Consider the following 13,123-nt stretch of genomic DNA (forward strand, 5'->3'; position numbering starts at 1 on the left):
GATTTCTGATAATCATGAAGTAATTTAAGCTTTTCAATAGTTGAATAACTTACAATGCAAAACACCCCCTAGGATTCACACTTTTATTATTTAAAGTGTCAACCCTAAGGGGTATTGTACGCTAATAATAGTTAATGGCATATACTATTTTTAAAATAAAAAATAAGTCGCTCATCACTGAACGACCATATTTTCTGATTTAATTAAACCCGAGTCACTTTACCGGACTTCAGTGTACGTGCTGAAACGTAAACCTTCTTAGGCTTGCCGTTAACCAAAATGGTTACCTTTTGCAAGTTAGGCTTCCAGCTACGACGACTTGAGTTAAGGGCGTGAGAACGCTTGTTACCAAAGCGTGTCCGTTTACCGTTGATAAAATCTTTAGCCATTGGTGGTACCCTCCTCTTCTCATCTATGTTTTTTCGTTTTTACGCATCTGCGCTATAACTCACTTAAACAATTTACCATAGGCTGAGTAACAATGCAACAGTTTTCTTTCAAGTAATTTTCCTTGACAGGCTACTTAATTATTAAGTCACGTGACTTAATCACAGCCACAATCCCTGATTGGAAGCTAAAATGGTTTACTTTCCCATTAAACTCATTGCTTGACCAACAGAAAGGAGTAGATGAATTCCAGTTAGTTAGCGGGTATTTTTCATCAACCAATGTTAATCCAGTTACTGGCGTTAAATTGACAAAAGCAAGGTACTTAAAACCCGTCTCAGCCTTAATCTCATATTCTCCCGGAAAATAGTAATCAACAATATTCTGCTTATCTATAAATTGGATTTTTTCTAAATAACCTTTGAATTCCTTTTCTAATGGCAAAAAGAGGTTACTCAAATATTGATCTAGCCGTCCGCCAGTTGCACCAAAAATCGTAATTTGATTCGGATTGTAAAGTTCGATTGCGCTTTTCACACCAAGTTGCGTATCAGTATAGTCTTTTACAGGAGGGAAAAGGTGAATATCATTAATTGCCTTTTTCACCCGATTAAATTGTTGATCATTTGTTGAATCAAAGTCACCCACAGCAACTGCTGGTGTTATTCCTTCATTGAGCAAACGGGTCGCGCCAATATCGACCCCGACCCATTTTTCATTTTGCCGTGCGTGAACTTCTGATAGTGGAATTAATGAGTCAGGTCCACCCACCATAATATTTACCCGCATTAATTTCTCCTTAATAAAGAAAAGGGACTGTGACATAAGTACTTTTACCAAGTTCAAATATGAACAGCGCGGTACGCAAATGGGTTCCAGTGTCCAGTATAACCGAACTCTGGAACCCTATTTGCGCTCGCGGGGGCGTGAAAACGAAGTCATAAATGACTTCTGTCACGCTCCCTTTTCTACTGATTATTTAGTTGCATCCCTTAATGCCTGAATCCGCTTAGCAGGATCATCGACGTTGTATACATATGAGCCAGCAACGGCAACAGTTGCTCCAGCTTTATAGCAGTCTACAACAGTTTGATTGTTAACACCGCCATCAACTTCGATGTCAAAGTCATATTCCTTATTCTTCTTAATTTGGTTAAGCTGAGCAATCTTTTCTACAGTTTCAGGAAGAAACTTTTGACCACCAAAGCCAGGGTTAACGGTCATCACTAATACTTGGTCAACCATGTGAAGAACTGGTTCAATCATGGCAACTGGTGTACCAGGATTAATAACTACTTCTGCCTTTACACCACCATTTTTTATAATTTGGAGTGCCCGGTGGATATGTTGAGTAGCCTCAACTTGAACACCAATGATATCAGCACCAGCATCAATAAATGCAGGTAAAATGTGTTCAGGATTTTGAACCATTAAGTGACAATCAAGAACCATCTTCGTAATGGGACGAATTGCCTTTACGAATCCTGGACCATAAGAAATACTTGGTACGAATGAACCATCCATCACATCAATGTGAAGATATTCGGCACCCGCCTTATCTACTTTTTCAATATCCCGTTGCAGGTTAACGTAATCAGCACTGAGAATCGAAGGTGCTACTTTAATCATTTTATCAATCCCTCATTTCTTATTCTTACTATAATCTGGTTTTTGGTTAGCAATTAGGTTATGAAATTGAACATAATCATCATACCGACTTTTCATGATTATACCATTTTTTACCGCATCTTTAACCGCACATTGGGGTTCTTTTAGGTGAAGACATCCCCGAAATTTACAATTGGGTGCTAACTCTTTCATTTCCGGGAAGAAATTTGGTAATTTTTCAACGGTCATATCAAAAGTTTCATACGATGAAAAGCCAGGAGTGTCTGCAATCCAAGCACCAGCAACATTCAACAGACTAACCTTTCGCGTTGTGTGTCGTCCACGCTTTAATGCCGTTGAAATTTCACCAGTTGCTAAGCCTAGTCCCGGTGCAAGATGGTTTAAGAGTGTTGATTTCCCTGCACCTGTCTGTCCCATCATTGTAACGATTTGGCCCTTTAAAAGTTCTTTTAATTGATGCAGCTGATCTTCAGCAAATGCTTCCCGGTCAAAGAAGACCTGGTAGCCAATTTTTCGATAACCAGCAACGATCTCAGCCAGTTTTGCATACTCGTCATCACTAAGAAGATCAGTTTTTGAAAAGTAAATCACTGGAATAATTTTTTGTGCTTCGAGAGCAATCAGTTGCCGATCTAACAGATTAGTCGAAAACGTTGGCTTCTTAGCTGCCGTTACAACAACAGCAATATCAACATTAGCCACTGGCGGACGAACTAATTCGTTTTTTCGTGGTAAAACACGAAGAAGATAGCCATTCTCGAATTCAACCCGGTCACCAACAATTGGTTTAATTTTCCGAGCACGAAAATTCCCCCGTGCTCTTGTCCGGTGGATTTCACCGTCAGCCAAAATATCATAAAAGCCACTTAAAGATTGTTGTATTATTCCCTGTTTCACCTTTATCCTCCTTAAGCGGTAATGTTAGTTGCACTCATAATTGTTCGCCCGTTTCGCACAACCCGATAAGCTCCCATTTCACCTTGTCGAAGGGTAAATGGAACATTGATTGTTGTTTCCTGGTTAATTGTAATATCTTGATACTGCATAGTTAAATTATGCTGAGCATCCTTAATATAAACCTGAACACGGTTTTCTCGTTGACCGCCATTACCATCAAACGGAATATTGATCTGGATATTAGTAGTCTTGGTTTCATTTCCCGAGTTTGCAACAGTCACTGTTAACGTATCATCACGGCTTAAAGTCGAACCGGCCTTTGGTGTCTGCGCAATTACGTGATTCGTTGCAACCGTCTTGGATGTTTTTTCTTGGGTTGTTAATTGCAAGTGGTGTTCATTAGCAAATTTTTGGGCAACACTAACATCCTGGTTCTTAAAATCAGGAATTTTAATCTGCGTCTTGCCTGCACTGACTTTAAAACGAATAGTATGGGATGCTGTAGCAACGGTCTTCCCCTTTGCGTAATTTTGTTTCATGATTTGCCCAGGATCAACTGTCTCCGAATGAACTTTGACTTGTTCAACACGAAATCCCTTAGCACGAAGATTACTTGCGACTTCACTGTAATCAGAACCAACATAATCAGCCATTGTCATCTGCTTAATACCCTGGCTAACCTTGAGATTAACATAGCTGTTAACCCGTGTCTTATCACTGCCATTTGGCGAGCTACTAACTACATGATTCTTAGGAATACTTGAATTATATACCCGTGTAATGTTGCCAACCCGCAGATTATGCTTATGTAACGTTTGTTCCGCCTTTACTGCACTTTGTCCATCAACATCAGGCATCACTACACTTCGACCGAAAAACCACCAACCGCCAGAACCAGCCAAAATTAAAGCTACTATTGCAATTCCCGCCCAAATATATTTTTTATAGCGGTGCCAAATAGCTTCTTGCTTCTTCTGTGGCTGTTTTTTGGTATCTTGTTGTGGTTGCTTTTCATGGTGATTTGGTAATTCAATCACCTTAGTTTCACCGTCATCATCAGCATTAAATTCTAGTCGTGGTTCATGCTTCCTTGCCGGATCTAGGGACGTTCTCAAGTCTGCCGCCATCGCTGCTGCTGATTTGTAACGATCACTCGGATCCTTAGCAGTCGCTTTGATAACAACATTTTCTAATGACTGAGGGATTTCCCTATTAAAATCACGAACTGACGGGATGTTTTCCTTAAAATGCTTTAGGGCGATTGAGACAGCTGTTTCACCCTCAAATGGCACCTTCCCAGTTAATAATTCATAAAGAATAATCCCTAAAGAATAGATATCAGATTGCTTGGTTGCAATACTCCCCCGTGCCTGTTCAGGAGAAAGATAGTGAACGGAACCCATCAACGTATTCGTTTGGGTTAATGAGTCCTGATACGCAGCAACTGCTATTCCAAAATCAGTGATCTTAATGTTTTTATTTTTATCAATTAAAATATTTTGTGGTTTTAAATCACGGTGAATAATCCCATGATCATGAGCAGTTTGAACAGCAGATAAAACTTGTTCCATAATGTCGACTACTTGTGGTAGCGGTATTGGGAAATTTTTCTTAATATAGGCTTTTAGGTCCGTTCCCTCAACATACTGCATTACCATAAACTGCATTCCATGATCCTCACCAATATCATAGACACCAACAATGTGAGGATCATTTAATTGTGTCGCCGCCATCGCTTCTCGTTCAAAACGCCGTTGAGTATTTGGGTCATCACGTAAATCTAAGCGAAGAAGCTTAACCGAAACTTTACGATCAAGCACTTCATCATATGCTAAATAAACATTCGCCATTCCGCCTTCACCAAGCGTGCGAATAATCCTGTATCGTTTACCGATCTTATATCCAGGATTCATTTACTACCCCTCCTGGTCTTCTGCTAACCCAATCAGGACAGTGATATTATCAGGCCCACCAGCCTCGTTTGCCATTTTTACTAATTGCGAGCACTTCTCTGTTAATGAAAGATTTGATTCGAGTACCCTCATCATCTGTTCTCGGGTAATCATTTTTGATAAACCGTCAGAACACAGCAAAATTTGGTCACCAGCACCCAAGTCAAAGCGATTAACTTCAATTCTAGCATCAGCTGATACACCAATAGCACGAGTAATAATATTATTTTGTGGATAATTACGAGCTTCTTCTTCTGTAATGTCACCATGCTTGATCAGCTCATTAACTAATGAATGGTCGATCGTTACCTGCGTCAACAAGTCATCATGGAGAACATATCCCCGACTATCACCGATATTAGCAACTACCATTGCCTGATCAAAAATAATTGCGGCAACCAATGTAGTGCCCATCCCCTGATATTTTGGGTTTTCTTTTGATTTTTGTAAGATTTCGTCATTGATTAATTGGACCTCACGTGCGAACCACCGGATTGCTTCCAATGATGAGTTTGGTGAGGCCGCTTGGAATTGACGACCAAGATGATCAACAGTAATTTGGGCAGCAACATCGCCACTTCTACCACCGCCGATTCCATCGGCAACGACCACCAAAAGAGTTCCATCAGGGGCAGTGAATTTGGCTACCCGATCCTGATTTTCCTTTCTTTGATGACCAATATCTGTTTGATAAGCAACTTTCATAAATAATGCTTTTCCCTTCTACAGATTTCGCTTAAGGCAACTAATAAAGAAGCCATCGGAACCGTAATCACTCGGCAGAATTGTTAAAGTTGCCGAATCTCGATCGTCCTTAAGAGCACGTTTTGTTACTGTTCGCTCCAGGGTAAAGTCTGGATGCGCTTGAAGAAATTCTTGAACGGTGTGTTCATTTTCTTCAGTTAAAATTGTGCACGTGCTAAAAATAATTATACCGCCTTTTTTCACTTTTGGGGCAACAGCATTTAAAATTGCTAATTGAATTTGATGTAATTGCTGACTGTCATGAGCAGTTTTCGTATAACGAATTTCTGGTTTACGCCGTAATAAGCCAATCCCACTGCATGGAGCATCAACTAAAATTCGATCGAATTCCTCATCGGTAAATTTGTCATTAACTTTCCGGGCATCAAGCGCTAACGGTTTAACAACACTTCCCACTCCCATTCGTTGAGCATTTCTCTCAATTAGGCGAACCTTGTGTTGGTGAATATCTAGGGCCACAACTTGACCACCCTGAGCAGATGAAAGCTGTTCAGCAATTTGAACAGTTTTGCCACCAGGTGCTGCACATGCATCAAGCACCTTAAATTGTGGATGAAGATCCATACTTTCAACTGCTAACATGGCACTTTCATCCTGAATCGTGATAATCCCATCCTTTAACAACGGGGAGTTAACAACATTTCCTGAAGTTACAACTAATGCATTAGCCACAACCTGACTTTCAGCCGTTTCAATCCCTTCATCTAGTAATTGCTGCTTTACTGTTTCCAAATTACTCTTTTTAGTATTAACGCGAATAGAAACATGGGCAGGTTCATTAATTGCTTGCAAGATTTTTTCCGTTGTCTGTTCGCCATTTTCTTCAATAAATTTTTCAACTAACCATTGTGGAACACTCGCTTCAATTGATAATCGTTTTGCAACTGGCTTAATTGACGCAAGATCTGGAACTCCTTTTCGTAATGCAGAATGAAGGACTCCCGTAACAAACTTCCTAATCCCCGGATTTCCACGATGTTTAGCAATTTTAATCGTTTCATCAGTAATCGCCCAATCGGGAACCCGATCTAAATAATTATATTGATAAAGAGCTGTTAATAGGAGCGTTTCAACCCACGGATCCAACCGTTTACCTGGTGTCAAGGACTTTAGCCAATATTCTAAAGTAAGCTGGTGCTGGAGCGTTCCGTAGACAATTGTCGTTACCAGCCGCCGATCTGCAGGGCTTAAGTCATGTCGACGAAGTGTTTCGTCTACTTGAAGATTTGAATATGCCTTTGTTTTCCGAACTCGCTCTAAAGAAGTAAAAGCTAATTCCCGCGCATTTTGTGGGGTGAATTTAGTCATCAGTTACCACTTGCATCCCTTCCTTAATGTTTTGGTGACCATTTAAGTAAGCCGTAATATTCATCTTTTGCTTACCGGCAGGCTTCAACTCATTAATTTGATATGTAGTCCCCTTACCAGCAGCAATAACCAGATGGTGTTTGTCGACCCGAACAACTTTTCCTGGTTCCAACTCAGTTTTTTCAGCCAATGGTGTCACGTCATAAATTTTAGTTCGAAGGCCATCAATCTTCATGTTGCCAATTGGTGCAGGACGCAACCCGCGAACCTTATCATCAATTTGCGATGCTGACATTGTATAGTCAATTTTCTCTTGTTCACTTGAAATATTTGGTGAGAAAGTTACCTTTTCCGGATCTTGTTTTTGTGGTTTAACATTTCCACTAATCAAGTCAGGCAGCGTATCTAACAAGAGATCCCGACCAAGGATACTCAACTTCTTAAACATTGTTCCATTATCATCATCAGGTTCAATTGGAATTGCTCGCTGAGAAATCATATCACCAGCATCCATTTTCTTAACCATATACATAATTGTAACCCCAGTTTCCCGATCACCATTGATAATCGAATATTGAACTGGTGCACCGCCACGATACTTCGGCAGTAGTGAGCCATGGACGTTAATTGCAGCGATCTGCGCGGCATCGAGTAGCTTCGTCGGTAAGAACTGACCATAAGCAGCAGTAATTAGCAAATCAGGATGCAGTTCAATAATCTCTGTCATCTCTTGACTACCACTAAGCTTAGCTGGTTGTAAAACCTTAATTTGGTTTTCTACCGCAAGCTTTTTCACTGGAGACGGAGTTAAAATATGTTTACGACCAACACGATGGTCAGGTTGGGTTAAAACAGCTTTAACATCATATTCAGGCGCGTCAATAAGGCTTTGAAGAATTGGAACTGCAAATTCTGGAGTTCCCATAAATACGATTGATGTTGACATAAATAAATCATCCTTTCATTACATGAAATATTGCGGATCAGGATCAATTGAAATTTGAACATCATTTTTTCCCTTACTCTGGGTTTCTTGAAGGATCTTTTGTAAGAGCGGATGCAAATGTTGATCCTGCTTATATTTGATTACAATTTGATAGTAATATCGTCGTTTCATTCGCGCAATTGCCCGCGGTGTCGGCCCAAGAATAATTGTTGAAGGCATCAAACTTTTAGTTAGCTGTTCTTTAATTTGCGCCATTGCACGTGCAGCAACTGCTTCATCTTCATGACTCGCCATTAAGCGAACAGTGAAGTAATACGGAGGATAGCTGGCTTGGTGGCGCAATGCCATCTCCCGCTTAAAGAATCCTTCATAATCGTTTTTTTGAGCAAACTGGATAGCGTAGTGGTCAGGATTATAGGTTTGAATTACTACTTCACCCTTCTTATCGGCTCGTCCAGCGCGTCCACTAACCTGGCTTAGTAGGTCAAACGTTCGTTCACTTGACCGAAAATCGGGAAGTCCTAATCCAGTATCCGCGTTAAGGACTCCCACTAAGGTAACATTGGGAAAATCAAGTCCCTTAGCAATCATCTGGGTTCCCAAGAGGATATCAGCCTGATGCTGGCCAAACTGCCGCAAAAGTTTTTCGTGCATTCCTTTTCGTCTGGTGGTATCAACGTCCATCCGAATAATACGTGCTTGAGGAATTAAACTAGTCAGCTCCCGTTCGACTTTTTCTGTCCCCGTCCCGTAGTAGCGGATCTCACGACTACCACAATGAGGGCAAAAACGAGGGATCGGTTCCTCATGACCGCAATAATGACATTTCATCGTGTGACTATCCATATGGAGGGTTAAAGAAATATCACAGTTAGGGCACTTAAGGACTTCCCCACAATCACGACACATCATAAACGATGAAAAGCCCCTTCGATTAAGCATTAAAATACTTTGTTCATTTTTTGCCAATCGATCAGTTAACTTAGTTAAAAGTTCACGAGAAAAGTTACTCTCTCCCCTCTCCTTAATCTCAGGACGCATATCCACCACTTTAATGGGTGGCAAGGGACGTTTATTTACCCGGTGCTTTAATTGAAGAAGTTGGTAAACCCCCTTCATTGCTCGTGCCCGGCTTTCTAAGCTTGGGGTAGCAGAGCCAAGAACAACCGGGGCATCATTATACTTTCCCCGCCATTTTGCAACTTCGCGAGCGTGATAACGAGGAGCCTCATCTTGTTTATAGCTTGATTCATGTTCCTCATCTAAAATGATCACACCAATATTAGTCAAAGGAGCAAATATCGCAGATCGCGCACCAACAACAACTTGAGCTTCTCCACGATTAATCCGTCGCCACTCGTCAAAACGCTCCCCAGCAGAAAGTCCACTATGAAGGACCGCAACTTTTGAACCAAAGCGACGACGAACCCGGTTCACGATCTGAGGAGTTAATGAGATTTCTGGAACAAGCATTAACGCTGTTTTATGATTTTGAAGTGCTTTAGCAATCGACTGGAGATAAACCTCGGTTTTCCCGCTACCCGTCACTCCTTCAAGAAGAAAAACGCGACTCTGAGAATCATCAATTGCCTGCTCAATCTTATCAGCAGCCGCTTGTTGTTCATCGTTCAAGGCTAACGGCTTAGCAAGGTGGTGATCATCTGGTAAAGGTTCCTGTCCAAGCGGTGTCCGATAAACTTCAATTGGTACCTTCATTAACCAGCCCTTTTGAACACCAGTATTGAAAGTTGCCGCTTTTAGTCCGCTGATCCTTTCAGCATCCGCTTGCTTGATAGTTTTACCAACAATGCTTTGCAAATAAGAGAGCAAACGGTTCTGCGCGCGCGCATTAGCATGGAGAGATGTTCGTGCTTCCTCAAGTTCCTCAAAATTTAATTGAGGACGGATCCCTACCGTTGTTTTGGCCTTTGCTTTGTCCGCCACTACATACTCAAAGCGAACCTTTCCCCGCTTTTGCAGTTTGAGCAGCAAACTAACTATCTGAGGATTTGATTGAACCGTTGCAAAATCCAGTTCATCTTTACCATGAAAAACATCAAAAGTAACCCGTTCATCCACCTCATCAACAATTTTAACGACTCGTGTTGACTTAGCCTTTAACATGTTGGGTAGCATTGTATAAATACTAGAAATCCAAAAAGCGTATGTCTGATCAGCAAGCCATTTGCTAAGCCTTAATAATTCATCCCCAATTACCGGTTGCAAATCCATTAGGGCATCAATTGCTTTTAACTGACCGTTATACTTCGTTGGTTGGTCAAGGCCAACAACAAACCCTTGTACCTGTCGCTTACCATTGCCAAACGGGACGACTACCCGCATCCCTAATTTAACCTGATTTTCGAGCCGAGTTGGCACTTGGTATGTATAGGGTCGATTTGTTTGCATTGTAGGAACATCAACAATTACCTGTGCTAACTGTGCCACACTCTCACTCACCTTACTTCATCTTGGTAGCAAGTAACTGAATTAGTTTGATTGCCACTTCTATCTTTGTCATTTTTGACCATTGAACTGGCTCAGTCCCTAATTGAAGAATTGTTACTTGATTTAAGTCACTGCCAAATGCTCCATTGTCCCCAGCAACACTGTTGGCAATGATTATATCAGCATTCTTACTTCTTAGCTTTTTATTAGCATTTTGTATTAGATCTGCGGTTTCCGCAGCAAAACCGACTACGAGCTGTTCTGCCCGCTTCTTTTCCGCAACCGTTTTTAAAATATCCGTTGTTTTCACTAATCGGAGTTCCAACTGTTCTTGATCATCCTGCTTCTTTATCTTTTGGTTAGCGACTTGCGCGGGACGAAAATCAGCAACTGCAGCTGCCATAATTAAAATATCAGCTGATGGAAAGAGTTCCGTCACTTTTGCCTGCATTTCCTCCGTACTTTCAACCCGATAAATACTAATTCGTGGGTGTACTGGTTGGGGAAATGAAATTTGACCAAGAACTAGTTCAACAGTAGCACCTGCATCTGCGGCTGCTTTGGCAATGGCAATTCCCATCTTCCCTGAAGAGCGATTACCAATAAAACGAACGGGATCAATTGCTTCGCGGGTTCCACCGGCAGTAATTAATACTTTTTTCCCACGAAGGCTTCCACGAATTGAACCATTAATTATCGACCGTAACTGACTAATAATTTCAGAAGGTTCCGGTAAACGTCCTTTCCCCCGATAACCTTCAGCGAGCATTCCAACTGCTGGCTCAATGACCGTTACCCCATCTATCCTTAATTGAGCCACATTCCGTTGAACCGCAGGATTATTCCACATATTGCTATTCATTGCCGGAACAACAATTTTAGGAACTGCTGTAGCTAAAAGGGTTGTCGATACAGCATCATCAGCGATTCCGTTCGCCATTTTACCAATAATATTAGCAGTTGCTGGTAATACGATTGCATAGTCGGACCAGTCAGCAAGCTCAATGTGAGGAACCGGAGAATTATTATCATTCCATAGGGTTGTTAGTACGGGATAGTGCGTTAGTGCATGCAACGTTGAAGGAGTTACTAGGTTAGTTGCGGACTCAGTCATCGCCACGCGAACCTGATGTCCATCTCTTTCTAAAGCACGAATTACCTCAATACCCTTATATAGAGCAATTCCTCCTGTCATATATACCGCTATTTTTGCCATCTAGCACCCTCCAATCGTTTAACTCCAAACTTGATTATATCATTCTCACTCAGTTTTTCCGTGACTTCCACAATAATTATTTAATAGAAAAAAGCATTCGTAACCCCGGTGAATTAATCATTCAGAAATTACGAATGCTTCAATATAATAGTGCCCACTTAGTAGTTAGTCCTGTAAGTCTTCAAAGTGGTCTGGATCAATTGTTACCTTATCGGCTTCAATTTCTTCCAAAGCCTTTCCAACTGGCTTACTTGAGTAGTAGTGATCAAGAAGTGGTGCAGATCCACGTTCCAATTCATGTGCTCGCTTACTTGCAAGCATTACCAAAGAGTAACGTGAATCAATTCGTTTTAACAATTCATCAACTGATGGAAAAAGAATCATTGTGCTGAATCTCCTAACATTTCAAGATAGCGTGGCATTACTCGGTTAACCCGGAGCCGTTCCGTACGAATAATGTCCTTAATTTTAGCAACAGCATTTGGTACCTTGTCATTAACAACTGCATAGTCATAATTTTGCATCATCCGAATCTCATCAAAAGCCTTTCGGATTCGCTTGTTAATAACATCCATACTGTCAGTACCACGGTGAATTAATCGTTGCTTTAGCTCATCCAAATCAGGTGGCGTTAAGAAAATAAAGACACCATCTGGACATTTTGAACGAACTTGCATTGCACCGTTAACTTCGATTTCAAGGAAAACATCCTTCCCTGAATCTAAGGTCTCATTAACATATTTTAATGGGGTTCCATAATAGTTGTCAACATACTTTGCATATTCAAGCATTCCACCCGTTTGAATTTCGTGTTCGAATTCTTCCTTTGAAACAAAGTAGTAATCAACCCCGTTTTTTTCACCAGACCGTGGTTGTCGTGTTGTCATCGAGATAGAATATTGAAAGTCATTGTTATTGGAATCAAAAATTGCTTTACGTACAGTACCCTTACCCACACCAGAAGGGCCAGAAAGTACAATTAACATTCCCCTTTTTGCCATGCTAATTCTCCTATTCAAATATAACGTATTATTACTATAATGCACTAAATAAACGATAAAATCAACTAGTGAAGTTGTCATTTTTTCTAAATTGGGGCTTGCATTTTTGAACGTCTGTTCGTATACTGTAATTACAAACAAACGTTCGGAGATGTATGAAATGCAAATGGAACAATCCTTATTTAAATCAGCATCAACTATCATTAATGGCAAATTACAACAGTTATTAAATAATGACTTTTCATCTCACGGGGAACCAATTCGATTATTAACTCCCCAACCAGCAAAACAACGACTCTCTTTTCTCAATAAAACTATCAGCAACAGTTTGCAAGTGTTGATTCAATTAATGCCTGTTAACAATGATGGCTACCCTGTTAACGTTCGTGGAACCGTTAAGAAATTAGATAGCGAACGGTACCTAATCCAAAATCAAAACGTAAGTTACGTAGTTAATTTTAATCAAATTCGTTATATCGCAAATTTTTAATTTTTCTAAATTAATAGTAAGTGAGTAAAAGAACGAGGTCAGGAAAAGCAGAAATTCCCTGTCCTCGTTCTTTTTGATCCCTAA

The 13,123-nt window shown here is 40.7% G+C and carries 13 protein-coding genes; 1 reads left to right on the forward strand and 12 read right to left on the reverse strand.

The genetic code is table 11. The features are described 5' to 3' along the window. Positions 1 to 203: 203 nt before the first annotated feature. From rpmB to gmk, 12 genes are all read right to left on the reverse strand, one after another. Positions 204 to 389 carry a 50S ribosomal protein L28 gene (rpmB, locus tag HUK49_RS08040; RefSeq protein ID WP_003713527.1) on the reverse strand — a complete coding sequence of 62 codons (186 nt, stop codon included), beginning with the start codon at positions 387 to 389 and terminating at the stop codon, positions 204 to 206. Positions 390 to 519: 130 nt separating this feature from the next. Continuing rightward, positions 520 to 1,176 (reverse strand): thiamine diphosphokinase, encoded by a 657-nt coding sequence (locus HUK49_RS08045; RefSeq protein WP_191913331.1) that lies wholly within the window; start codon positions 1,174 to 1,176, stop codon positions 520 to 522. 186 nt (positions 1,177 to 1,362) lie between these two features. Beyond that, complete coding sequence (rpe, locus tag HUK49_RS08050) at positions 1,363 to 2,016, reverse strand: ribulose-phosphate 3-epimerase (RefSeq protein ID WP_191913332.1); 654 nt, start codon at positions 2,014 to 2,016, stop codon at positions 1,363 to 1,365. Between the two features lie 12 nt (positions 2,017 to 2,028). After that, on the reverse strand, positions 2,029 to 2,913 hold the full coding sequence (gene rsgA / locus HUK49_RS08055; protein WP_191913333.1) for a ribosome small subunit-dependent GTPase A: 885 nt from the start codon (positions 2,911 to 2,913) through the stop codon (positions 2,029 to 2,031). Positions 2,914 to 2,924: 11 nt separating this feature from the next. After that, entirely contained in the window at positions 2,925 to 4,826 is a 1,902-nt protein-coding gene (gene pknB / locus HUK49_RS08060) for a Stk1 family PASTA domain-containing Ser/Thr kinase (protein ID WP_191913334.1), read from the reverse strand. Positions 4,827 to 4,829: 3 nt separating this feature from the next. After that, positions 4,830 to 5,570, reverse strand: coding sequence for a Stp1/IreP family PP2C-type Ser/Thr phosphatase (locus HUK49_RS08065; protein ID WP_191913335.1), 741 nt, complete (start codon positions 5,568 to 5,570; stop codon positions 4,830 to 4,832). A gap of 18 nt (positions 5,571 to 5,588) precedes the next feature. Next, on the reverse strand, positions 5,589 to 6,941 hold the full coding sequence (gene rsmB / locus HUK49_RS08070; protein WP_413230873.1) for a 16S rRNA (cytosine(967)-C(5))-methyltransferase RsmB: 1,353 nt from the start codon (positions 6,939 to 6,941) through the stop codon (positions 5,589 to 5,591). Continuing rightward, on the reverse strand, positions 6,931 to 7,884 hold the full coding sequence (gene fmt / locus HUK49_RS08075) for a methionyl-tRNA formyltransferase (protein ID WP_191913337.1): 954 nt from the start codon (positions 7,882 to 7,884) through the stop codon (positions 6,931 to 6,933). Before fmt ends, rsmB begins: the two co-directional genes overlap by 11 nt. 18 nt (positions 7,885 to 7,902) lie before the next feature. Further along, the gene (gene priA, locus HUK49_RS08080) at positions 7,903 to 10,332 is read right to left on the reverse strand and encodes a primosomal protein N' (RefSeq protein ID WP_191913338.1); all 2,430 of its coding nucleotides are present in this window, start codon (positions 10,330 to 10,332) and stop codon (positions 7,903 to 7,905) included. 13 nt (positions 10,333 to 10,345) lie between these two features. Further along, positions 10,346 to 11,548, reverse strand: a complete 1,203-nt coding sequence (gene coaBC, locus HUK49_RS08085) for a bifunctional phosphopantothenoylcysteine decarboxylase/phosphopantothenate--cysteine ligase CoaBC (RefSeq protein ID WP_191913339.1) — start codon at positions 11,546 to 11,548, stop codon at positions 10,346 to 10,348. A gap of 165 nt (positions 11,549 to 11,713) precedes the next feature. After that, a complete protein-coding gene (rpoZ, locus tag HUK49_RS08090; protein WP_003717336.1) occupies positions 11,714 to 11,932 on the reverse strand; it encodes a DNA-directed RNA polymerase subunit omega in 219 nt (72 codons plus the stop codon). Further along, positions 11,929 to 12,549, reverse strand: a complete 621-nt coding sequence (gene gmk, locus HUK49_RS08095; protein ID WP_191913340.1) for a guanylate kinase — start codon at positions 12,547 to 12,549, stop codon at positions 11,929 to 11,931. The genes rpoZ and gmk overlap by 4 nt, the downstream gene beginning before the upstream one ends. Before the next feature lie 160 nt (positions 12,550 to 12,709). Here gmk and HUK49_RS08100 point away from each other — a divergent pair, with 160 nt between their 5' ends. Further along, positions 12,710 to 13,039 carry a hypothetical protein gene (locus tag HUK49_RS08100; protein WP_235981065.1) on the forward strand — a complete coding sequence of 110 codons (330 nt, stop codon included), beginning with the start codon at positions 12,710 to 12,712 and terminating at the stop codon, positions 13,037 to 13,039. Positions 13,040 to 13,123: the final 84 nt, after the last annotated feature.

Origin of the sequence: Limosilactobacillus portuensis (assembly GCF_014838735.1) — a bacterium.
GTDB lineage: Bacteria > Bacillota > Bacilli > Lactobacillales > Lactobacillaceae > Limosilactobacillus > Limosilactobacillus portuensis.